Raw genomic sequence first — 20,923 nt, forward strand, 5'->3', positions numbered from 1 at the left:
GGAACAGACTGGCGCGAGCCTACGCACGCGGGATGAACCCAGTCTGAAGCGACCTGAACGATTCCTGACGCGATCGCCAGAGGGGCGGCGCTAGACTTCGAGTTTTTGTAAGGGCCACCGCGTGCGAATCTTGCTGGTCGAAGATGACAGTTCGTTGGCAGACGCGGTCTGCAGCTACCTCGTCGCCAAGGCGTTCGTCGTCGACGTGGCCCCCAGCCTGGCCGAGGCGCGCGGCGCCCTGCTCTCGGTGCAGTACGCAGCGGTGCTGCTCGACCTGCACCTGGGCGACGGCGACGGCCTCTCTTTGCTGCCGCAGGTGCGTGCGCTGCGCGAGCCGCCCATCGTCATCGTGCTCACGGCGCGCGACCAGGTCACCGACCGCATCCGCGGCCTCGATGCCGGCGCCGACGACTACCTCATCAAGCCCTACGACCCGGCCGAGCTGCTCGCGCGGCTGCGCGCCGTGGAACGCCGGCGCAGCGCCAACACCTCGCCGGTGCTGCAGCTGGGCACGCTGGAGATCGACCTGGCCCACGACCGCGTGCGCAAGGACGGCGTGCCCGTCGTGCTCACGCAGAAGGAATGGGCCCTGCTGCGCGTGATGGCCACGCGGCCCGAGCGCATCCACACGCGCGACAACCTGGCCGACGCGCTGTACGGCTTCGGCGACGAGGCCGACAGCAACACACTCGAGGTGTTCATCAGCCGGCTGCGGCGCAAGCTCGGGCGCAGCCACATCCAGACGCTGCGCGGGCTGGGCTACCGGCTGTCGTTCTCGGCGGACGACGAGGAATGACCAGCGCCCTGCTGCGCGACCGCCGCGATTCGCTGGCCGGGCGCCTCACGCGCACGCTGATCCTGTGGGTCGGCGGCGTGTGGCTGCTGTGCGTGCTCGCCGTGGTCTGGTACGTGGACCGCGAGATCAACCACAACTTCGACAACGAGCTGGTGGAGGTGTCGCACCGCATGTTCGACATGGCGGTGCAGGAGCTCGAGAAGCTGCGCCTGCGCCATGAAAGCGGCAAGCAGGACACGCCGCTGATCGCGCCCAAGCAGCTGTTCTCCGAAGACGCCGTGATGTACCAGGTGGTCGACGTGCACGAGCACGTGCTGCTGCGTTCGGCCGAAGCGCCCGACGACGCCTTCGACGTGCCGCTGGCCGCCGGCTTCGCCAACAACCAGACCTGGCGCATCTACACCGTGCGCCACCCGACGCTGGGCCTGTACTTCCAGGTGGCCGACCCGCTGGACGAACGCCGCCGCGCGCTGAACCGCACGCTGTTCGGGCTGATCATTCCGCTCGGCGCGGTGCTGCCGCTGCTGGCGCTGGTGCTGCGCCGCGTGGCGCGCACCGAGCTGCGCGTGCTGCAGCAGCTGGCCGGCGAGATCGAGAAGCGCAACGGCGCGGACCTGCGCCCGATCACCCTGCCCGGCCTGCCGCAGGAGCTGCGCGCAGTGGGCGACCATGTCAACCGGCTGCTGCAGCGGCTGTCGCAGTCGCTCGACGTGGAGCGCGCGTTGGCCGCCAATGCCGCGCACGAACTGCGCACGCCGCTGGCCGCCGCGCGCCTGCGGCTGCAGACCGCGCTCGACCACGACCTGAAGCGCACCGACGTCGAAGGCGCGCTGCAGGCGCTGCAGATGCTGAGCCACCGCGCCGAAAAGCTGCTGCAGCTGTCGCGCGCCGAATCGGGCGCCTCGCTCGCGCGGGCGCGGGTCGACCTGGTGCAACTGGCGGGCACAGTGGCACAGGAGTTCTGGCAAGACCCGCAGATCAACGAGCGCCTGAAGCTCAAGGTGCCCGACAGTGCGGCACCCGTGGCCTTCGGCGACGTCGATGCATTGGCGATCGCGCTGCGCAACCTGGTGGAGAACGCCCTGCGCTACAGCGGCGACGGCCGCGTGACGATCGAGGTGGCCGCGCCCTGCGTGCTGGTGGTACGCGATGCCGGCCCGGGTGTCAGCCCCGAACAGCTGCAGTCGCTGCACCAGCGCCATGTGCGCCACGGCTCGGACCGCGCCGGCTACGGCCTGGGCATGTCGATCGTGGGCACCATCGTCGAGAAGCACAACGCGACGCTGGAGCTGGCCTCGCCGCCGCCCGGCATGGCGCGCGGCTTCGAGGCGCGCATCGTGCTGCGGCTGGCCTGAACTTTTTTCGTCAGCGCGTCTTCAGTCGCTGACGATCTCGCGCAGCCAGTCGGGCAGCGCCAGCGCCTTCTGCTTCGGAAAGTCGACCCAGATGGTGGTGGCGCCGCCGGCCGCGCAGAGCACGTCGGGTGCGTCTTCGCGGACCATCGTGGCCCAGCTCTCGAAGGTGGTGCGCCCCGGGTCGCTCACGTACATCTGGATCCGCACGTTGCCCGGGTACTCGATCTGGCGGTAGAAGTTGCAGAAGGCGTTGACGATCACCATGCCCTCGCCGCCCGGCGTGGGCTCCACGCCGAGCGAGCGGATCCAGTCGATGCGCGCCGTCTCGAGGTAGCGGAAGTAGGTGCCGTTGTTCAGGTGGCCCATGGCGTCCATGTCGCCCCAGCGGATCGGGATCGACATCTCGTACACGAGCTTCTTCTTTTCGGGGATTTCGATTCTCATCGGTGGGCCTTGATGGATGCGAGGATGCCCAGGACGAACAGCGCCGCCGCCACCCATTCGGTGGCCTGTGGCCAGCGGCCGTCCCAGAGGAAGGAATAGAGCAAGGCGAACAGCGTCTCGCTCACGATGAGCTGGCCGCACAGGCTGGCCGAGAGGCGCTGGCTCGCGACGTTCCAGAGAATGGTCGCGAGCCACGACGAGCCGAAGCCGCTCGCCAGCGCGATCCAGATGAACAGCATGCCGTCGGGCTGCGACTGCAGCGTGGCGACATCGCTGCCCGCCACCGCCCACAGCAGCAAGGCCCCGAGGCCGGTGGCGATGCCCAGCCAGTTGGCCCAGTCGGCCGCATGCACCTCGCGGTGCCGTTGGAGCCAGGCGGCGTTGAGCAGGCCGTAGACCGTCCAGCTCACCATCGAACACAGCGCCAGCGCGATGCCCCAACCGAAGCGCGCGCCGCCTCCACCACCACCCGCGCCGTGCTGCGCCGACCACGCGCCCCAGATCATCAGCGCGATGCCCGCGCCCGTGAGCAGCAGGCCGGGCAGCAAGGCCCGCATGTGCAGGCCCGCGGGCCGGCCCAGCAACATCATCCAGACGGGAATGGTGCCGATGATGAGGCTGGGCACCTCGGTGCCCGCCGCCGCGATGCCGAAGGCCAGCAGCAGGTAGTAGCCGCTGAAGCCCAGCACGCTCAGGCCGAGCGCCGCCAGCGCCTGCCGGCCCGTGGGCCAGCGCACGGCCGCGGGCCGTGCGAACACCGCCAGCGCCGACACCGCGCCGAACACCGCGAAGCGCGCCGCCGTGATGTCGACCATGCCGAAGTGGCCGACCATGCGCGGCGCCACGAACACCAGGCCCCAGAGCGCGCCCGCGCCCAGGCCGGCGGCAATGCCGATCCAGGCCCGGGGGCTCAGAGGGCGAACCCGTCGTCGGCCGCGATGACAGCGCCGTTCACGAAATGGCTCTCGCCGCTGGCCAGCAGCACGATCAGGCCGTCGAGGTCTTCGGGCTTGCCCACGCGCTTGCGCGGCAGCATGCTGACCAGCTTGGCACCACCTTCTGTGCTCCAGTGCTCCTCGTTGAGCTCGGTCGTGATGTAGCCCGGGCACAGCGCGTTCACGTTGATGCCGAAGCGGCCCCATTCGAGCGCCATGGCCTTGGTCATCTGCACCACGGTGGCCTTGCTCATGCAGTAGGTGCCGATCTGCGGCATGACCTTCAGCGCCGCTGACGACGCGATGTTGATGATGCGTCCGCCGATGTAGGTGCCCGGCGCCTTGCCCTGGGCGCGCGCCAGCATGCGCTTGCCGACCTCCTGCGCGACGAAGAAGGAGCCCTTCACGTTGGTGTCGAAGATGTAGTCGTAGTCCTCGGGCGTGACGTCCTGCAGGCGCTGCGTCGCGCTCACGCCCGAGTTGTTGACCAGGATGTCGATGGGCCCCACCTCGGTCTCAGCGCGCGCGACGGCGGCCTTGATGCTGCCGATGTCGGTCACGTCGAGCTCGACCACGTGGGCGTCATGGCCCTCGCCTTCGATGCGCGCGCGCAGCTCCTTGAGCTTCTCGACGCGGCGGCTGGCCAGCACCACGGCGGCGCCGGCACGGGCCAGTGTCTTGGCAAACTGGGCGCCCAGTCCGCTGGAGGCGCCGGTGACGAAAGCCACGCGGCCGGAGAGATCGATGCTGTAAGCCATGAGCTGAATCCTGTGGAGTCGCGCAGGTGACGCAGGGTGCCTCGCCTGCGGGCGACAAGGCCACCGCCGGACGCCGCATAAAATGCCCGGCGAACCGGGACGCCCCCGCGCCTCTAAAAATCATTATCGACCCAACCCACATGACGCACGACGAAATCCTCGCCCAGTTCGGCCCTCGCGAAGCCATGGAATACGACGTGGTCGTGGTCGGCGGCGGCCCCGCCGGCCTCTCGACCGCGATCCGCCTCAAGCAGCTCGCCGCCCAGCAGGAGAAGGAAATCTCCGTCGTGGTGCTCGAGAAGGGTTCCGAGCCCGGCGCGCACATCCTGTCGGGGGCCATCATGGACCCGCGCGCGCTCAACGAATTGCTGCCCGACTGGGAGGAACTCGGCGCCCCGCTGAACCAGCCGGTGACCGACGACGCCATGGTGTTCCTGAGCGAAAAGTCGGGCCTGCGCACGCCCAACGCCTTCCTGCCGGCCTGCTTCCAGAACCACGGCAACTACATCATCAGCCTGGGCGCCTTCACCAAGTGGCTGGCGCAGCAGGCCGAGAACCTGGGCGTGGAAATCTTCCCCGGCTTCCCGGCCGCCGAAGTGCTCTACAACGAGAACGGCTCGGTGCGCGGCGTGGCCACCGGCAACATGGGCGTGGGCAAGGACGGCGAACCCACCGAGAACTTCCAGCTCGGCATGGAACTGCTGGGCAAGTACACGGTGTTCGCCGAAGGCGCGCGCGGCCACCTGGGCCGCCAGCTCATTGCCAAGTTCAAGCTCGACGAAGGCCGCGACCCGCAGACCTACGGCCTGGGCGTCAAGGAAGTCTGGGAAATCGATCCCAAGCGCCACCAGCCCGGCTTCGTGCTGCACACGGCCGGCTGGCCGATGGACAACAACACCTACGGCGGCGCGTTCCTCTATCACATGGAGGACAACAAGGTCACGATGGGCTTCATCACGGGCCTGGACTACAGCAACCCGTACCTGAGCCCGTTCGAGGAAATGCAGCGCTGGAAGCTGCACCCCAACATCCGCTGGTACCTCGAGGGCGACGAAGCCAAGGGCATCAAGCCCGCCAAGCGCATCGGCTACGGCGCGCGCGCCATCACGGCCGGCGGCCTGATGTCGCTGCCCAAGACGGTGTTCCCGGGCGGCGCGCTGGTCGGCTGCGAGGCCGGCTACCTGAACGTGAGCCGCATCAAGGGCAGCCACGCCGCCATCAAGACCGGCATGCTGTGCGCCGAGGCCGCGTTCGACGCGGTCATGGCCGGCCGCCAGCACGACGAACTCACGGCCTACCCGGCGGCGTTCGAGAAGAGCTGGCTCTACACCGAGCTGAACAAGGCGCGCAACTTCAAGGCCTGGTTCAAGAAGGGCCTGGGCATCGCGACGGTCATGAACGGCGTCGAGCAGTGGCTGCTCAAGGGCCACATCCCATGGACGCTGCGCCGCAACAAGCCCGACCACCAGTACCTGAAGCCGGCCGCCGAGTGCAAGCCCATCGTCTATCCGAAGCCGGACGGCAAGCTCACCTTCGACCGCCTCTCCAGCGTGTTCATCAGCAACACGAACCATGAAGAGCAGCAACCCGCCCACCTGACGCTGAAGGACGCGTCGGTGCCGGTCAACGTCAACCTCGCCAAGTTCGCCGGCCCCGAAAGCCGCTACTGCCCGGCCGGCGTGTACGAGTTCGTGCCCGACGAAGCCAGCGCCGGCAAGGAACGCCTGCAGATCAACGCGCAGAACTGCGTGCACTGCAAGACCTGCGACATCAAGGACCCGACGCAGAACATCGTCTGGGTCACGCCCGAAGGCGGCGGCGGCCCGAACTACGTGGGCATGTAAGCCCCGCAGCGTCGATGCATGAAAGCCCTCTTCGGAGGGCTTTTTTCATGGCGCTTCAGGCGAGGTACGCGGCGACCTCGTCGGGCGTGAGGAAGTGCACCAGCGACACCTGCGGGTGCTGCTCGGCGTGCAGCACGTGGGTGAACCCGTTCCAGCTGCGCCCGGGCTTGTCGTCCGTCTCCAGCGCGACGAGCACCAGCCGCCCCTGCCGTCGCGCGTTCTCGCGCAGCGTGCCTTCGCCCCAGGACCACGCCATGCGGTCCACCAGCTCGCCCTGGGCGAAGGCTGTCGCCTGCAACCAGAGGAAGGCGGCGGCATCGCTGTCCTCGTCGCGGCGTGTGCGCGGCGGCTGCCGGATGCCCAGCGTCTGGGCGTGCGTTTCCATCAGGTCCTGCAGCAGCGAGAAGGCGTGGAAGTTGTTGTTGATGCCCTGGACGCGAACGACCATGCCCGCGCGCGACGTCGGCAGCAGAACCACCAGCTCGTCCTCGTACGACAGCTGGGCCGCGGCGCGCAGGAAGTGCAAGGCCTCGAAGGGCAGCGAGTCGTTGGCGTACATCGCCTCGATGTGCGCGAGCAGGCCTGCGTCCGCCACCAGCGACTGGTGGTTGCGCACATCGCGCACCACCATGGTCATGAGCGGCAGCACCAGCAGGTCGACCGCGCGCTGCAGCGCATCGATCTCGAAACGCGCCTGCGGCGACAGTGCCGCGAGCGCCGCTTCGGCGGCCTGCCAAGCGGCGAGTTCTGCCTCGTCCTGTGGTTCCTCGTCCTCCTCGTCGGGTTCGTACGGCTGCGCCGCGCAGTAAGGAGCGAGCGACGCCAGCAGGCGCCCCGCCAGCTGGCGCACGGCATCGAACATGAGCTGCGGATCGGCGCCGTTCTCGACCAGCGCGCCGCAGAACACCGCCAGCAACGCGGCCCGGTGCGGATGCACGTCGCCGAGCTGCGCGACGGCGGCCCGCAGCACCTCGTCCTTCGCCGAGCCCTCCACCACCTCGAAGTAGAGCCCACGGACCTCCGGCCGCTTGAAGAAGGAAGCCTGGGTGTCGAGGTCGGCGTCCTGCAGCACAGGCAAACGCAGGGTGGCGAGGAGATCGGGGGGCAGCATGGGCATGCGCAAATTGTGCGATACCACCGACGCTATCCTCGCGACACAAGGACACAAGGAGACAGGACCCCATGCACATCGTCATCACCGGCGGCGCCGGCTTTCTCGGCGCGCGCCTGGCACGCACCCTCCTGGCCCTGGGCCAGCTCTCGCTCGCCGGCGCGCCCGCCCGCGACATCGCACGCATCACGCTGGTCGACCGCGCGCCGCCGCCGCCCGACCTCGCGGCCAACCCGCGCATCGCAGCCGCCACCGGCGACCTCAACGCCCAGCTGGCCGACGACGGCGCCACCTTCTGGCGCGAGGCCGACGCGGTGTTCCACCTCGCAGCGGCCGTCAGCGGCGAATGCGAAGCCGACTTCGACCTGGGCATGCGCAGCAACTTCGCCGCCACGCACGGCCTGCTCGAGAAGCTGCGCGCGCTCGGCACGCGCCCGGTGCTGGTGTTCTCCAGCTCGCTCGCCGTGTTCGGCGATTCGCCCGAACAGCCGCTGCCCGCGCTCATCGACGACCACACGCTGCCCACGCCGCAGACCAGCTACGGCATCCAGAAATTCATCGGCGAGCAGCTGGTAGCCGACTACACGCGCAAGGGCTTCGTGCAGGGGCGCAGCGTGCGCCTCATGACGGTGAGCGTGCGCCCCGGCCTGCCCAACGGCGCGGCCTCGGGCTTCTTCAGCGGCATGATCCGCGAGCCGCTCGCCGGCCTGCGCGCGGCCTGCCCGGTGCCCGACGAGACGCCCGTGGCCATCGCCTCGCCGGCTCGGACCATCGAAGGCATCGTGCGCGCCGCCGAAGCCAGCGACGCCGACTGGGGCCCGCGCACCGCGCTCAACCTGCCCTCGCTGGCCACCACCGTGGGCGAAATGGCCGCCGCGCTCGAACGCGTGGCCGGCCGCGCCGCCACCGACCTGCTCGACCGCACACCCGACGCCGCCATCCGCCGCATCGTGAAAACCTGGCCCGGGCGCTTCGACACGCCGCGCGCCAGGGCCCTCGGGCTCACGGCCGACGAGAGCTTCGACGCGGTGATCCGCGCCTACGTCCGTGAAAGTCCCGACGCGGTCAAACTGGTTATTGGTGCATAGTCATTTCCTGACCTGCGCCTGACGCGCTTTCGACCCCCAAACTCCCCGGAGACACCATGAAATTCGGCCACATCGCCGCCGCCTGCCTTTCGCTCGCCCTGGGCACCGCCGCCTTCGCGCAGCAACCCACCGTTCTCAAGATCGGCTATGCGACGTCCAAGGAATCGCATTACGGCGTGGGCTCCACCGTGTTCTGCGAAGAGGTCGAAAAGAACACCCAGAACCGCTTCAAGTGCCAGCACTTCGCCAACTCGGCGCTGGGCGGCGAACGCGAGCAGATCGAAGCGATCCAGCTCGGCACGCAAGACCTGCTGAACACCTCGACCGGCCCCGTGGGCAACTTCGTGCCCGAGGTCAAGATCGTCGACATCCCCTTCCTGTTCCGCGACTACGACCACGCCCGCAAGGTCATGGACGGCCCCATCGGCCAGGACATCCTGACCAAGTTCCCGAGCAAAGGCATCATCGCGCTGGCCTGGACGGAAAACGGCTTTCGCCACATGACGAACAGCAAGCGCGACATCGTCAAGCCCACCGACGCGGCCGGCCTGAAGATGCGCACCATGGAAAACAAGGTGCACATGGACGGCTACCGCACCTTCGGCATCCTGCCCACGCCGATGGCCTTCCCCGAACTCTTCGGCGCGCTGCAGCAAGGCACGGTCGACGGCCAGGAAAACCCGATTCCGGTGATCCTGTCCTCGAAGTTCTCGCAGGTGCAAAAGCACCTGTCGCTCACGGGCCACGTCTACTCGCCGGCGCTGCTGCTGCTGTCGCCCAAGGTGTGGAACAAGCTCTCGGACGCCGACAAGAAGGTGTTCACCGAAGCGGCGAAGAAGGCCTCGATCGCACAGCGCAAGAAGGTCAACGACGACGAGAACAACGGCATCGCCCAGCTTGAGAAAGACGGCATGAAGGTCACGCGCACCGTCGACGGCGCGGCCTTCCGCGAAGCCCTGAAGCCGGCCTACGTGGGCTACGCCAAGGAATTCGGCGCCGACAACATCAAGAAGATCACGGACGTCAAGTAAGACCGCTCCGCCCCGACCGCGCCCGGCCCGCCTCAGTGTGCCGGGCGCTTCGCATTTCCGACACCACAGAGAACCACAACGTGCAAGCCTTCGAGCGCTACTTTCTCGCCGCCAACCGGTGGGCGCTGATCCTCCTGCTGGCGGCCATGTCCGTCATCATCTTCACCAACGTCGTGCTGCGCTACACCACGAACCAGTCGATCGAGTGGGCCGAAGAGGTGTCGCGCCACATGATGATCTGGCTCACCTTCCTGGGCGCCGGACCGGTGCTGCGCTACGGCGGCCACATCGCCGTCGAGAACCTGCAGGACGCCCTGCCCCGGCCGGCGGCCGTGGCGGTGCGCATCGTGGTGGCCGGGCTGCTGTTCGCCTTCTTCGGCTTCATGGTCTGGTACGGCTGGCTCTACATGGAACGCACGATGTTCCAGCTCACCGCCGTGACGCAAATTCCGTTCGCCTACATCTACAGCGCGATGCTGATCGGCGGCGTGCTGCTGATCGTGCACTGGCTGCTGGTGGTGCGCGGCTACGTGCTGAACCGCGAGTTCGCGTCGGACGCGCATTTCGACGCCAACGCGTCGGCCTCGCTGTAAGGAGAAGACCATGGATGCCAGCATTGTCCTGATCGTCTCCGCCTGCGTGTTCCTGGCCATCGGCGTGCCCGTGGCCTTCGCGCTCGGCCTGGCCACGGCCGCCACCCTGATCCTCGCGGAAAGCTACCCGCTGATGGTGCTGCTGAAGGAAACCTTCACCGGCATCGACAGCTTTCCGCTGATGGCCGTGCCCTTCTTCATCCTGGCCGCCGAGCTCATGAGCGGCGGCTCGCTCACCGAGGTGCTGCTGCGCTTCGCGGGCCAGTTCGTCGGCCACCGCCGCGGCGGGCTGGGCTACACCAACGTGGTGTCGCTGACCTTCTTCTCGGGCATCTCGGGCTCGGCGCTGGCCGACGCGGCCGGCCCCGGCTCGATGCTCATCAAGATGATGGACAAGGCCGGCTACGACCGCTCGTACGCGGCGGCGCTGACGGCCTCCACGGCCATCGTGGGGCCGATCATTCCGCCTTCGATCATCATGATCATCTACGCGCTGCAGGACGAAACGGTGTCGGTCGGCCAGCTGTTCGTGGCCGGCATCGTGCCGGGCATCCTGATCGCGGTGGCGATGTGCGTGGTGAACTTCTACGTCTCGAAGAAACGCAACTACAAGGGCGACGGCCAGACGCCGCCGCTGCGCGAGATTCTCATCACGACCTGGAAGGCGATTCCCGCCATCCTGCTGCCGGTGGTGATCCTGGGCGGCATGCGCGCCGGCTGGTTCACGCCCACCGAAGCGTCGGTGGTGGCGGTGTTCTACGCGCTGGTGTGCGGCAAGTTCATCTACCGCACGCTCGAGTGGAAGATGCTGCCCGACATCCTGTCGCGCTCGGCCCTGCTGTCGGCGTCGGTGCTGATCATCATCGGGCTGTCGGCCTCGTTCGCGTGGGTGCTGACCATCGAGGGCATTCCGCAGCAGATGGCCGAATGGCTCATCAGCATGAACCTCTCGCCGTGGATGTTCCTGATCATCGTCAACGTGTTCCTGCTCTTGTTCGGCATCTTCATCGAGCCACTGCCGGGCGTGATGGTGCTGGCGCCGATCCTGGCGCCGGTGGCGATCAAGCTGGGCGTCGACCCGGTGCACTTCGCGATGATCGTGATCTTCAACCTCACGCTGGGCATGATCACGCCGCCGGTGGGCGGGCTGCTGTTCGTGACCTGCAACGTGTCGAAGGTGCCGATGTCGGCGCTGGTGAAGGAACTGGTGCCCTTCCTGTGGGCGCACGGCGCGGTGCTGATGCTGCTGACCTTCGTGCCGATGCTGAGCACCTGGCTGCCGCGCGCGCTCGGGTTCAAGTAGCGGCGCAGGCCGCTCCCGCCCCCGCCTTCACCCGCCTCAGGCCGGCGGGTGCAGGTACTGGCTCGGCGGCACGCCGAGCGTGCGGCGGAACATCGCGGTGAAGGCGCTCGGGCTCTCGTAGCCGTGCGCCAGCGCCACCTCCAGGATCGACGCGCCCGCGGCCAGCCGCGGCAGGCTCAGCAGCAGCCGCGCCTGGCGGCACCACGCGCCGAAGGTCATGCCGGTCTCGCGTTCGAACAGCCGGGCCAGCGTGCGCGCGTTCATGTGCAGCCGCGCGGCCCAGCCGTCGAGCGTGGCGGGCTGCGCGGGGTCGCGGATGAACGCCTCGCACAGCGCGGCCAGGCGTGCGTGGCGCGGCATCGGCACATGCAGCGACAACGCGGGCGCGGCCTCGATCTCGTCGAGGATCAGCTCCATCACGCGCTCGTCGCGCCCGCCCGGCGGGTAGTCCAGCGGCAGCGACACGGCCGCCACGATCAGCTCGCGCAACAGCGCCCCCACGTGGATCACGCGGCACTCGGCCCCCAGGTCGGCGCGCGTGCCGGGCTCGACGAAGACGGTGCGCATCTTCACCTCGCCCGCCATGCGTATCTGGTGCGTCATGCCCGGCGGCACCCAGACGCCGCGCCCCGGCGGCACCACCCAGCTGCCGGCCGCCGCGCCGACCATCATCACGCCCGAGATCGCGTGGATGAGCTGCCCGCGCCGGTGCACATGCGGCGGAATGAAGGCGTCGCCCGCCGGATCGGTGGCCAGCACGGCCACGGCGCGCGGGGTCGACTCGCCCTCGTCGGGGCGCAGATTCAGTTTGTCCATTTCGCGATGATGTTTGCACATTCGTAGCGAGAACATCTTCCCATGGCTTCCTACGATGGCTTTTCTCCCTCTTTTTCTCCAACCGGACATCCAGGAAAGAAGCCATCGCATGAACACGCGCCGACTCGGGCTGCTCACCGGCACCCATGCCGTCAACGACCTCTACCAGGGCCTCGTGCCCGCGCTGCTGCCCTTCATGGTGCTGGAGCGCGGCTACAGCTACACGGCCGTGAGCGGCCTGATGCTGGCGGCCACCGGGCTGTCGAGCGTGGTGCAGCCGCTGTTCGGCCTGTACGCCGACCGCCACCCGCGCGCCTGGCTGGTGCCCGTGGGCTTCCTGGTGGCGGCGCTGGGCGTGGTGCTGGCGGGCCTGAGCCAGAGCTACCTGCTCACCTGGATCGCGGTCGCGCTGTGCGGGCTGGGCATCGCGGCCTACCACCCGCCCGCCACCGTGGCCGCGCGCGCGGCCGGCGGCGCCTCGCAGAAGGCGATGAGCGTGTTCTCGGTGGGCGGCACCATCGGCGCCTCGTTCGCGCCCGTGCTGGCGGCCACGGTGGTCGGCGGCGGCAGCCTGTCGCGCAGCTACCTGCTGGGCATTCCTGCGGTGGCGATGGGCGTGGTGTGGGTCGCAGCGAACGCGCGGCGCAGCGCCGTCGCCAACAACGCGGCAGCCGCAGCGGCGCGCGCCGCGCAGGCCCGCGCCCAGGTGCTGAAGCCGCACAACGACTGGCGCGCCTTCAGCCTGCTGGTGGCGACCATCGTGGGCTGGTCGATCCCGTACGTCACGGTGCTGTCGATGCTTTCGCTGCGCATCACGCGCGACCTGCACGGCAGCACCTTCCAGGGCGCCGCGGCGCTCACCGCCTTCACCGCCGCAGGGGCCGTGGGCACGCTGGCCGGCGGCTGGCTCGGCGACCGCATCGGGCGCATGGGCACGATCCGCTGCGGCTACCTGCTCGCGCTGCCGGCCATGGCGGGCCTCGTGCTCGCCTCCACGCCCGCCGCGGCGCTGGCCTGCACCGCATGGCTCGGCATGAGCATGTTCCTGCCCTTCGCCGCGCAGGTGACGCTCGCGCAGGACTACCTGCCGCGCAACCCGGCCACCGCCAGCGGCATCACGCTCGGCCTCGCGCTCTCGGTCGGCGGGCTGGTGTCGCCGTTGTTCGGCCTGCTGTCGGATGCACGCGGGCTCGGCGTGACGCTCACGGTGGTGCTGTGCGTGCTGTGCGTGGCGACCGTGCTGGCCTTGCGGCTGCGCAATCGCACGGTGCAGGTGATGGCGGGCGAGGCTGCGGCGGCCTGAGCCCACCCCCGCGCCCACCGTGCACAGGGCACTGGGTGCTTCCCGCAGCGAAATCAAGGAGGAGCCGAAGGCGGGGGACATTCGCGGAGGGAAGTACCCGGTGTCCTGTGCACACGCCCTGATCCACGAACCACCGAAATCCGTGGGCGATTCCACGCCGCACGCCTGCTCTTTCACTGCCAGAATCGACGCAAGCTTCGACGTCGAGCCTGACAGACAAGAAGAAGGAAAGAGAAGGACGCCATGCACCGAATCGTCGCCCAGGGCAGCAGCCTTGTCGCTGCCGGCTTGCTGGCCACCGCCGGTATCGCGGCCACGCCGGCCACCGCACCCGTTGCGCCCGTTGCAGCCGTTGCACCAGCAGCCGCCCCCGCCAACCCCACCAATCCCGTCACCCACCTCGCCGAAGTGGAAAGCGCCGTGCGCACCTGGGCCGCCGCCTGGTCCGCGCGCGACGTGGAGCGCTACCTCGCGGCCTACGCGGCCGACTTCACCCCCGCGCGCGGCCAGACCCGCGAGCGCTGGGAGGCCGACAGGCGCGCCCGCATCACGGGCAAGTCGCGCATCAGCGTGGGCATCGAGGGGCTGGTGATCAGCGTCCAGGGCACGTCGGCCAGCGCGCAGTTCCGGCAGGTCTACAGCGCCGACGCGCTCACCGAGACCGACCGCAAGACGCTCGAGCTGCAGCGCGTGGGCCCGCGCTGGCTGATCCGCAAGGAGAGCGCGGGCAACTGACGCGCCCCCCTTGTCCCTGTAAGGCAAATGGTTCACGAAGATGTCACCACTTGCAACGATGCTGCAGCCTTCGACCTCCGAAAGCTGTGGCCTCCATGTTCCCCACCAAGACCGAGAAGGCACGCGACGAACTCCAGGCCGGGCAGCGCACGCTCAGCCAGCGTGAGCGCGCCCTGCTGCTCATGGCCGACGGCCGGCGCTCGCTGACCGACTTCAGCCCGCTGTTCCCCAGCCGCGTCGAGGCCGAGCAGGCGATCCAGGGGCTGATGCAGCGCGGCTACCTGCAGGTCGCGCGACCGGTCGCGCCGCCTCCTGCACCGGCCCCCACGCCCGTCCCCGCCGCCGAGCCGATCCAGGTCGCCACCTCGGCCGACAGCTTCGACGGAAAGCGCTCGCTGGCCACCACGCGCATGTTCCTGTTCGACATCTGCGAGCGCATGTTCGTGCGCCGCGACCCGCGCTTCGCCAACCAGATGCGCGACGCCCTGCGCGAGGCCCGCGACCGCGAGGCCATGCTGACCATCGCCGCGCTGATGCTCTCCGAGATCGAGAAGGCCGCCGGCCCCGAGCGCGCCGACTCGCTGCGCGAGCGCATCGACAAGCTGCTGCCGCCGGCAGAAACCGTGCACTGAGCCGCCAGCCCCGGCCCCGCGATCCACTACACTCGCCGGGTCAGGAGAGAGCCCCGCGCGACGGGGCCGCCGAAGGCGCAGGGGTTCCCCGAACGCTCAGGCAAAAGGACTGACAAGACGCCGGCAACCACCGGCGTTTCCTTGCTGGAGAGAGGCCGTGGCATTGCACACGGCCCACCGAAGGAGCAAACCCCGATCGTGGGGCGAATCTCTCAGGTAAAGCGGACAGCAGGGGTGGCCCGTGGCGTTGCAGCCATGGATTTCGACTGCCCCTTTGGAGTGCCCCGTGGCCGCTTCCTCCGCTTCCGACGCCCAACTTCTCAAGACCCCGCTGTACGACCTCCACGTGGAGCTCGGCGCCCGCATGGTGCCTTTCGCCGGCTATTCCATGCCCGTGCAGTACCCCGCCGGCCTCATGGCCGAGCACAAGCACACGCGCGATGCGGCCGGCCTGTTCGACATCTCGCACATGGGCCAGCTGCGCCTGGTCGGCCCCGATGCCGCCGCCGCCTTCGAAACCCTGATGCCCGTCGACGTGGTCGATCTGCCCGCCGGCAAGCAGCGCTACGGCCTGCTGCTGAACGACGAGGGCGGCATCCTCGACGACCTGATGTTCTTCAACGAAGGCAATGGCTCGCTCTTCGTGATCGTGAACGGCGCCTGCAAGGTGGCCGACATCGCCCACATCCAGGCCAGGATCGGCGCGCGCTGCCAGGTGCAGCCCCTGCCCGACCACGCGCTGCTGGCACTGCAAGGCCCGCAGGCCGCGGCCACGCTGGCGCGCCTGTCGCCCGGCATCGAGCGCTTCGTGTTCATGACCGGCGGCGCGGTACAGATCGGCGGCATCGCCGCCTTCGTCACCCGCAGCGGCTACACCGGCGAAGACGGCTTCGAGATCTCGGTGGCCGCAAAAGACGCCGACGCCCTCGCCCGCCTGCTGCTGGCGCAGCCCGAAGTGAAGCCCGTCGGCCTGGGCGCGCGCAACTCGCTGCGGCTCGAAGCCGGCCTGTGCCTGTACGGCAACGACATCGACACCACCACCACCCCGGTCGAAGCCTCGCTCAACTGGGCGATCCAGAAGGTGCGTCGCACCGGCGGTGCGCGCGAAGGTGGCTTCCCGGGCGCGGCAAAGGTGCTGGCCCAGCTGACCGCCGTCGCCTCGGGCGCGGCCGGGCACACCGACCACAAGACGCTCACGCGCAAGCGCGTCGGCCTCGTGGCGCTCGAACGCATTCCGGTGCGCGACGGCACGCTGCTGCAGTCGCTCGAAGGCCACGACATCGGCGCCGTCACCAGCGGCCTGCTCGGCCCCACGGCCGACCGCTGCGTGGCCATGGGCTACGTAGCCGCCGCCTTCGCCGAGCCCGGCACGCGCGTGCAGGCCATCGTGCGCGGCAAGCCGGTGCCGATGGAGGTGTCAACGATGCCTTTCGTGCCGACGCGCTACTACCGCGGCTGACCGACACTGAACCCCGCAGACCCGGCTAGGCTCTGCATCCCGATTCCATTTTTTCCACGAGGAGTTTTTTCATGAGCATCAAATACACCAAGGACCACGAATGGGTGGCGGCCGAAGGCGGCGCCGCCACCGTCGGCATCACCGTGCATGCGCAGGACGCGCTGGGCGACGTGGTGTTCGTCGACCTGCCTGAAGTGGGCAAGACCTTCGCGCAGGGCGAGGTCGCCGGTGTGGTCGAGTCGGTGAAGGCCGCCGCCGATGTGTTCATGCCCGTGTCGGGCGAGATCACCGAAGTCAACGAAGCGCTGCGCGCCGACCCGTCGCTGGCCAACAGCGACCCGCTGGCCGCCGGCTGGTTCTTCAAGGTCAAGCTGAGCGAGCCCGCGCAGCTCGACGCCCTGCTCGACGCCGCCAGCTACGACAAGTTCGCCGCCGAATCCTGATCCGCTGAACAGCAGCTTCCTCGCACCTTCGTTCCTTCTCCCCGAGCCTTCACCGCCATGCCGATTCCCGCCCTTCCCTCTTTGCAAGAACTAGAGAACGCCGAAGAATTCCTCGCCCGCCACATCGGCATCGATGCGGCGGACGAGGCGCGCATGCTGCCGGTGATCGGCTCCGAAACGCGCGCGGAACTCATCGACGGCATCGTGCCGGCGGCCATCCGACGCGCCCGGCCGATGCGCCTGCCCGCGCCTGTCACCGAGGCCGACGCGCTGGCCGAGCTGAAGACGCTGGCGTCGAAGAACAAGGTGTTCAGGAGCTTCATCGGCCAGGGCTACTACGGCACGCACACGCCGGGCGTGATCCTGCGCAACATCCTGGAGAACCCCGCCTGGTACACCGCCTACACGCCCTACCAGGCCGAGATCTCGCAGGGCCGGATGGAAGCCCTGCTCAACTTCCAGACGATGGTGTGCGACCTCACGGGCATGGCCATCGCCAACGCCTCGATGCTCGACGAGGCCACGGCCGCCGCCGAGGCCATGACGCTCGCCAAGCGCAGCGTGAAGAGCAAGAGCAACGTGTTCCTCGTGTCGGGCGACTGCCACCCGCAGACCATCGAGGTCATCAAGACCCGCGCCGCGCCGCTGGGCATCGAAGTCAAGGTGAGCACGGTGTCGGAAACGCTGCCGCACCTGATGGTGAGCGGCGAGTTCTTCGGCGTGCTCGCGCAGTACCCGGCCACCACCGGCCACGTGCACGACCTGCGCCCGCTCGCCGGCCACGCGCACCAGTGCGACGCCGCCTTCATCGTCGCGGCCGACCTGCTGGCGCTGACGCTGCTGGTCGCTCCCGGCGAGTTCGATGCCGACATCGTCTGCGGCACCACGCAGCGCTTCGGCATGCCGCTGTGCAACGGCGGCCCGCACGCCGCCTACCTGGCCTGCCGCGATTCGTTCAAGCGCTCGCTGCCCGGCCGCCTCGTCGGCGTGAGCGTCGACACACATGGCCAGCCGGCCTACCGCCTCGCGCTGCAGACGCGCGAACAGCACATCCGCCGCGAGAAGGCCACCTCGAACATCTGCACCGCGCAGGTGCTGCCGGCCGTGGTCGCCAGCATGTACGCCGTGTACCACGGCCCCGACGGCCTCACGCGCATCGCACAGCGCGTGGCCGTGCTCACCGCCATCCTCGCCAAGGGCCTGTCGCAGATGGGCCGCGAGCCGGTGAACACCACCGCCTTCGATTCGCTCACGATCCGCACCGGCGACGACACGGCCGCGATCATCGAGCGCGCGCAAGCCGGCGGCGTCAACCTGCGCCAGCGCCTGCAGCAGCACCTGGGCATCTCACTGGACGAGACCACCACGCGCGCCGACATCGAAACCCTGTGGGCCCTGTTCGTGCCCGCCGGCACCGCGATGCCGCGCTTCGACGAGCTGGCCGCCAACACCACGCCGCTGATTCCCGAGGACCTGCGCCGCACCAGCGCCTTCCTCACGCACCCGGTGTTCAACACCCACAAGAGCGAAACGGCGATGCTGCGCTACATCCGCAGCCTGTCGGACAAGGACCTCGCGCTCGACCGCAGCATGATCCCGCTGGGCAGCTGCACCATGAAGCTCAACGCGACCAGCGAGATGATCCCCATCACCTGGCCCGAGTTCGCCAACATCCACCCCTTCGCGCCCGCCGACCAGCTGCAGGGCTACGCCCAGCTCGACGCGCAGCTGCGCGCCTGGCTGTGCGAAGCGACCGGCTACGCGGGCATCAGCCTGCAGCCCAACGCGGGTTCTCAGGGCGAGTACGCGGGCCTGCTGGCCATCAAGTCCTTCCATGAAGCCAAGGGCCAGGGCCACCGCAACATCTGCCTGATTCCCTCGTCGGCGCACGGCACCAACCCGGCCAGCGCCCAGATGGTGGGCCTGCAGGTGGTGGTGACGGCCTGCGACGCACAGGGCAACGTCGACATGGACGACCTCAAGCGCGCCTGCGAAAAGCACAGCGCCCACCTGGCCGCCGTGATGATCACCTACCCCAGCACGCACGGTGTGTTCGAGACCCGCGTGAAGGAACTGTGCGAACTCGTGCATGAACATGGCGGCCGCGTGTACGTCGACGGCGCCAACATGAACGCGCTGGTCGGCGTGGCCGCGCCGGGCGAGTTCGGCGGCGACGTGAGCCACCTGAACCTGCACAAGACCTTCTGCATTCCGCACGGCGGCGGCGGCCCGGGCGTCGGCCCGGTCTGCGTGGTCGAAGACCTCGTGCCCTACCTGCCGGGCCATGCCACGGCCGGCGTGCCCTCGAACGGCGTGGGCGCCGTGTCGGCCGCGCCGCTGGGCAATGCGGCCGTGCTGCCGATCAGCTGGATGTACTGCCGCATGATGGGCGCCAAGGGCCTGCAGGCCGCGACCGAAACGGCCATCCTGAGCGCCAACTACATCAGCGCCCGCCTGAAGGACCACTACCCCACGCTGTACGCGAGCCCCAACGGCCACGTCGCGCACGAGTGCATCCTGGACCTGCGCCCGCTCAAGGACACCAGCGGCGTCACCGCCGAAGACGTGGCCAAGCGCCTCATCGACTACGGCTTCCACGCGCCCACGCTGAGCTTCCCCGTGCCCGGCACGCTGATGGTGGAGCCCACCGAAAGCGAACCGCTGGCCGAGCTCGACCGCTTCGTCGACGCGATGATCGCCATCCGCGGCGAGATCCGCCGCGTGGAAGAAGGCGTCTGGTCGAAGGACGACAACCCGCTCAAGCATGCGCCGCACACCGCCGCCAGCCTGCTCGGCACGGAGTGGAGCCACCCGTACTCGCGCGAACTCGGCGCGTTCCCGCTGGCCGAACTCAAGCAGACCAAGTACTGGCCGCCGATCGGGCGCGTCGACAACGTCTACGGCGACCGCAACCTGTTCTGCAGCTGCGTGCCGGTGGGCGAGTACCAGGAAACCGAAGAGGCCTGACGAAGGCGCGGCGGCGCAGGCCGCCCACCGTTCAGCCTTCGCGGCGGTACATCGCCCACTTCACGGTGAGCAGGTCCGCGGCGATCTTCGCGGCGTTCACGCCCGCGTAGGTTTCGGACGGATCGAAGGCGAAGGCCGCCTGGTAGCGCTTGATGTGCGCGTAGTCCCGATCGAAGGTCATCGGGCCCATGAGTTCGGTCGGGTCGGTGCCGGCGGGAAGCGCCAGGAATTTCCCGGGGTCGGTGGTGCTCTGGTAAAGATCGACGCTCATCAGGTTCATGGCTTGCCCTCGAAGTCGTAGGCGCAAATCATCTCGACCCTTCGCGCCGCATGCAATCGGCCCGCGCCTACAGGGCGTGCAGGCGGGGCGCTGTCAGTGCATCGCGCCTCAGGGCTGCTTCTTCTTCGCGATCTCGCCGGTGGCGATCTGCGCGCGCAGCCCGCGCAGGCTGGCCTTCATCTTGCGCTCGTTCTCGGGCCCCATGCGCACCAGGATCTTCTGGCCGGCCGAGAGCGATTCGAGCTTCGGGTCGGCGTATTCGTAGCGCACCCACGGCCGCTGCGAGGGAATGTCGCCCTTCACCTCGACCAGCTTCACCTGCACGGGCCCCGTGGGCTCGGGCGCCTGCAGCAGGTGGTCGATCACGGCGATGAAGCGGTCGTTGAAGTAGCGCCCCGGATAGCCCAGCTCTTCGTACGCCTGCTGGAACAGCGGGTACAGCCGCGCATACACCGCCGCCGCCTTGGCCGGATCGACAGCCCCGGCCAGCATCACGATGCCGTTGTAGCGCGCGGCGTTGTTCGCCGCGATGGTCTGCACGCCGCCCTGCTGTGGCCCCTCGGTGATGAAGCGCTGCGGCGCGGGCTGCACCGGCCACTTGCTGGCGGGCGCCTGCTCGCGCGGCAGGTTGTCGACCGTGGCCACGAAGCGCCGCACGACGCCGTCGGACTGCAGGTAGGCCGCCACGGCCTTGCCGCCCAGCAGCTCGGTGAGCGCCTTCATCACGCGCGCATCGGAACTGGCCAGCGCGGGCAGCGCGGCATCGGGCGGGGCCAGCGCCTCGACCGGGTTCTGCGGGCCCTTCGGCTCTTCAACCTTGGGCGGCTCAGGGGGCGCGTCGTTCGGGGCGACGGCCACGGGCGCGGTCGGCAGCGGCGCCAGTTGCTGCTGCTGGTACCAGCGCCAGCCGAAATAAGCCGCCACCAGCACGACCAGCGCAAGGCCGACGATGGTGCCCATCGGCGCTTCCTTGCGGGGTCGGAATTCAGGGGTGTCGCGGGGGGAGTCGGCGTCGGACATGGGCGGTTTC

The 20,923-nt window shown here is 69.0% G+C and carries 20 protein-coding genes and 2 riboswitches; of the genes, 13 read left to right on the top strand and 7 right to left on the bottom strand.

What is annotated here, in order from left to right; translation table 11 throughout:
• The first annotated feature begins 121 nt into the window (after nucleotides 1-121).
• Nucleotides 122-796: a response regulator gene (locus tag AC3WQR_RS07185; RefSeq protein WP_062474437.1), complete on the top strand. Its 675-nt coding sequence runs from the start codon at nucleotides 122-124 to the stop codon at nucleotides 794-796.
• Nucleotides 793-2,151 carry a sensor histidine kinase gene (locus AC3WQR_RS07190; RefSeq protein WP_492741576.1) on the top strand — a complete coding sequence of 453 codons (1,359 nt, stop codon included), beginning with the start codon at nucleotides 793-795 and terminating at the stop codon, nucleotides 2,149-2,151. The genes AC3WQR_RS07185 and AC3WQR_RS07190 overlap by 4 nt, the downstream gene beginning before the upstream one ends.
• A gap of 21 nt (nucleotides 2,152-2,172) precedes the next feature.
• Here AC3WQR_RS07190 and AC3WQR_RS07195 read toward each other — a convergent pair whose 3' ends face one another.
• The 3 genes from AC3WQR_RS07195 to AC3WQR_RS07205 all read right to left on the bottom strand — a co-directional run bounded on the left by AC3WQR_RS07195 (nucleotide 2,173) and on the right by AC3WQR_RS07205 (nucleotide 4,288).
• Nucleotides 2,173-2,595 carry an acyl-CoA thioesterase gene (locus tag AC3WQR_RS07195; RefSeq protein ID WP_307694017.1) on the bottom strand — a complete coding sequence of 141 codons (423 nt, stop codon included), beginning with the start codon at nucleotides 2,593-2,595 and terminating at the stop codon, nucleotides 2,173-2,175.
• On the bottom strand, nucleotides 2,592-3,428 hold the full coding sequence (locus tag AC3WQR_RS07200) for a DMT family transporter (protein WP_492678263.1): 837 nt from the start codon (nucleotides 3,426-3,428) through the stop codon (nucleotides 2,592-2,594). Before AC3WQR_RS07200 ends, AC3WQR_RS07195 begins: the two co-directional genes overlap by 4 nt.
• A gap of 77 nt (nucleotides 3,429-3,505) precedes the next feature.
• Entirely contained in the window at nucleotides 3,506-4,288 is a 783-nt protein-coding gene (locus AC3WQR_RS07205; protein ID WP_307636959.1) for an SDR family oxidoreductase, read from the bottom strand.
• Between the two features lie 140 nt (nucleotides 4,289-4,428).
• Here AC3WQR_RS07205 and AC3WQR_RS07210 point away from each other — a divergent pair, with 140 nt between their 5' ends.
• Nucleotides 4,429-6,132: an electron transfer flavoprotein-ubiquinone oxidoreductase gene (locus tag AC3WQR_RS07210; RefSeq protein WP_062474428.1), complete on the top strand. Its 1,704-nt coding sequence runs from the start codon at nucleotides 4,429-4,431 to the stop codon at nucleotides 6,130-6,132.
• A 55-nt stretch (nucleotides 6,133-6,187) separates the two neighbouring features.
• Here the strand turns inward: AC3WQR_RS07210 and AC3WQR_RS07215 are convergent, their stop codons facing one another.
• A complete protein-coding gene (locus AC3WQR_RS07215; protein ID WP_492741577.1) occupies nucleotides 6,188-7,249 on the bottom strand; it encodes a hypothetical protein in 1,062 nt (353 codons plus the stop codon).
• Between the two features lie 65 nt (nucleotides 7,250-7,314).
• On the opposite strand from AC3WQR_RS07215, the gene denD reads away from it, so the two are divergent.
• From denD to AC3WQR_RS07235, 4 genes are all read left to right on the top strand, one after another.
• Nucleotides 7,315-8,331, top strand: a complete 1,017-nt coding sequence (gene denD / locus AC3WQR_RS07220; RefSeq protein WP_070059377.1) for a D-erythronate dehydrogenase — start codon at nucleotides 7,315-7,317, stop codon at nucleotides 8,329-8,331.
• A 56-nt stretch (nucleotides 8,332-8,387) separates the two neighbouring features.
• Entirely contained in the window at nucleotides 8,388-9,362 is a 975-nt protein-coding gene (locus AC3WQR_RS07225; RefSeq protein WP_062474422.1) for a TRAP transporter substrate-binding protein, read from the top strand.
• Nucleotides 9,363-9,442: 80 nt separating this feature from the next.
• Nucleotides 9,443-9,955, top strand: a complete 513-nt coding sequence (locus tag AC3WQR_RS07230) for a TRAP transporter small permease (RefSeq protein ID WP_062474469.1) — start codon at nucleotides 9,443-9,445, stop codon at nucleotides 9,953-9,955.
• A 10-nt stretch (nucleotides 9,956-9,965) separates the two neighbouring features.
• Entirely contained in the window at nucleotides 9,966-11,258 is a 1,293-nt protein-coding gene (locus AC3WQR_RS07235) for a TRAP transporter large permease (protein WP_062474420.1), read from the top strand.
• A gap of 36 nt (nucleotides 11,259-11,294) precedes the next feature.
• On the opposite strand, the gene AC3WQR_RS07240 is transcribed toward AC3WQR_RS07235, so the two are convergent.
• Nucleotides 11,295-12,074, bottom strand: coding sequence for an AraC family transcriptional regulator (locus tag AC3WQR_RS07240; RefSeq protein ID WP_492741579.1), 780 nt, complete (start codon nucleotides 12,072-12,074; stop codon nucleotides 11,295-11,297).
• 109 nt (nucleotides 12,075-12,183) lie between these two features.
• On the opposite strand from AC3WQR_RS07240, the gene AC3WQR_RS07245 reads away from it, so the two are divergent.
• From AC3WQR_RS07245 to gcvP, 6 genes are all read left to right on the top strand, one after another.
• Nucleotides 12,184-13,377 (top strand): MFS transporter, encoded by a 1,194-nt coding sequence (locus AC3WQR_RS07245; protein WP_492741580.1) that lies wholly within the window; start codon nucleotides 12,184-12,186, stop codon nucleotides 13,375-13,377.
• Nucleotides 13,378-13,833: 456 nt separating this feature from the next.
• Nucleotides 13,834-14,112: a L,D-transpeptidase Cds6 family protein gene (locus tag AC3WQR_RS07250; RefSeq protein WP_492741663.1), complete on the top strand. Its 279-nt coding sequence runs from the start codon at nucleotides 13,834-13,836 to the stop codon at nucleotides 14,110-14,112.
• Between the two features lie 95 nt (nucleotides 14,113-14,207).
• Nucleotides 14,208-14,744, top strand: coding sequence for a hypothetical protein (locus tag AC3WQR_RS07255; RefSeq protein WP_062474467.1), 537 nt, complete (start codon nucleotides 14,208-14,210; stop codon nucleotides 14,742-14,744).
• Nucleotides 14,745-14,775: 31 nt separating this feature from the next.
• Nucleotides 14,776-14,866: riboswitch (glycine riboswitch) on the top strand.
• A gap of 12 nt (nucleotides 14,867-14,878) precedes the next feature.
• Nucleotides 14,879-14,983: riboswitch (glycine riboswitch) on the top strand.
• A gap of 47 nt (nucleotides 14,984-15,030) precedes the next feature.
• Nucleotides 15,031-16,203 (top strand): glycine cleavage system aminomethyltransferase GcvT, encoded by a 1,173-nt coding sequence (gcvT, locus tag AC3WQR_RS07260; protein WP_492741581.1) that lies wholly within the window; start codon nucleotides 15,031-15,033, stop codon nucleotides 16,201-16,203.
• A gap of 71 nt (nucleotides 16,204-16,274) precedes the next feature.
• Nucleotides 16,275-16,646, top strand: a complete 372-nt coding sequence (gene gcvH / locus AC3WQR_RS07265) for a glycine cleavage system protein GcvH (RefSeq protein WP_062474411.1) — start codon at nucleotides 16,275-16,277, stop codon at nucleotides 16,644-16,646.
• Nucleotides 16,647-16,703: 57 nt separating this feature from the next.
• Nucleotides 16,704-19,613: an aminomethyl-transferring glycine dehydrogenase gene (gene gcvP, locus AC3WQR_RS07270; RefSeq protein ID WP_492741582.1), complete on the top strand. Its 2,910-nt coding sequence runs from the start codon at nucleotides 16,704-16,706 to the stop codon at nucleotides 19,611-19,613.
• 31 nt (nucleotides 19,614-19,644) lie between these two features.
• Here the strand turns inward: gcvP and AC3WQR_RS07275 are convergent, their stop codons facing one another.
• Nucleotides 19,645-19,893 carry a hypothetical protein gene (locus AC3WQR_RS07275; protein ID WP_062474407.1) on the bottom strand — a complete coding sequence of 83 codons (249 nt, stop codon included), beginning with the start codon at nucleotides 19,891-19,893 and terminating at the stop codon, nucleotides 19,645-19,647.
• Nucleotides 19,894-20,001: 108 nt separating this feature from the next.
• Nucleotides 20,002-20,913, bottom strand: coding sequence for a DUF3014 domain-containing protein (locus AC3WQR_RS07280; RefSeq protein ID WP_492741583.1), 912 nt, complete (start codon nucleotides 20,911-20,913; stop codon nucleotides 20,002-20,004).
• Between the last annotated feature and the right edge of the window lie 10 nt (nucleotides 20,914-20,923).

It is taken from the genome of Variovorax sp. FW305-3-2-15-B-LB1 (assembly GCF_058787635.1).

Coding starts and splice junctions, on each gene's coding strand:
- AC3WQR_RS07190 (WP_492741576.1), top strand. CDS start 793: ATGACCAGCGCCCTGCTGCGCGACCGCCGCGATTCGCTGGCCGGGCGC.
- AC3WQR_RS07195 (WP_307694017.1), bottom strand. CDS start 2,595: ATGAGAATCGAAATCCCCGAAAAGAAGAAGCTCGTGTACGAGATGTCG.
- AC3WQR_RS07200 (WP_492678263.1), bottom strand. CDS start 3,428: ATGGTCGGCCACTTCGGCATGGTCGACATCACGGCGGCGCGCTTCGCG.
- AC3WQR_RS07205 (WP_307636959.1), bottom strand. CDS start 4,288: ATGGCTTACAGCATCGATCTCTCCGGCCGCGTGGCTTTCGTCACCGGC.
- AC3WQR_RS07210 (WP_062474428.1), top strand. CDS start 4,429: ATGACGCACGACGAAATCCTCGCCCAGTTCGGCCCTCGCGAAGCCATG.
- AC3WQR_RS07215 (WP_492741577.1), bottom strand. CDS start 7,249: ATGCCCATGCTGCCCCCCGATCTCCTCGCCACCCTGCGTTTGCCTGTG.
- denD (WP_070059377.1), top strand. CDS start 7,315: ATGCACATCGTCATCACCGGCGGCGCCGGCTTTCTCGGCGCGCGCCTG.
- AC3WQR_RS07225 (WP_062474422.1), top strand. CDS start 8,388: ATGAAATTCGGCCACATCGCCGCCGCCTGCCTTTCGCTCGCCCTGGGC.
- AC3WQR_RS07235 (WP_062474420.1), top strand. CDS start 9,966: ATGGATGCCAGCATTGTCCTGATCGTCTCCGCCTGCGTGTTCCTGGCC.
- AC3WQR_RS07240 (WP_492741579.1), bottom strand. CDS start 12,074: ATGGACAAACTGAATCTGCGCCCCGACGAGGGCGAGTCGACCCCGCGC.
- AC3WQR_RS07245 (WP_492741580.1), top strand. CDS start 12,184: ATGAACACGCGCCGACTCGGGCTGCTCACCGGCACCCATGCCGTCAAC.
- AC3WQR_RS07255 (WP_062474467.1), top strand. CDS start 14,208: ATGTTCCCCACCAAGACCGAGAAGGCACGCGACGAACTCCAGGCCGGG.
- gcvH (WP_062474411.1), top strand. CDS start 16,275: ATGAGCATCAAATACACCAAGGACCACGAATGGGTGGCGGCCGAAGGC.
- gcvP (WP_492741582.1), top strand. CDS start 16,704: ATGCCGATTCCCGCCCTTCCCTCTTTGCAAGAACTAGAGAACGCCGAA.
- AC3WQR_RS07275 (WP_062474407.1), bottom strand. CDS start 19,893: ATGAACCTGATGAGCGTCGATCTTTACCAGAGCACCACCGACCCCGGG.
- AC3WQR_RS07280 (WP_492741583.1), bottom strand. CDS start 20,913: ATGTCCGACGCCGACTCCCCCCGCGACACCCCTGAATTCCGACCCCGC.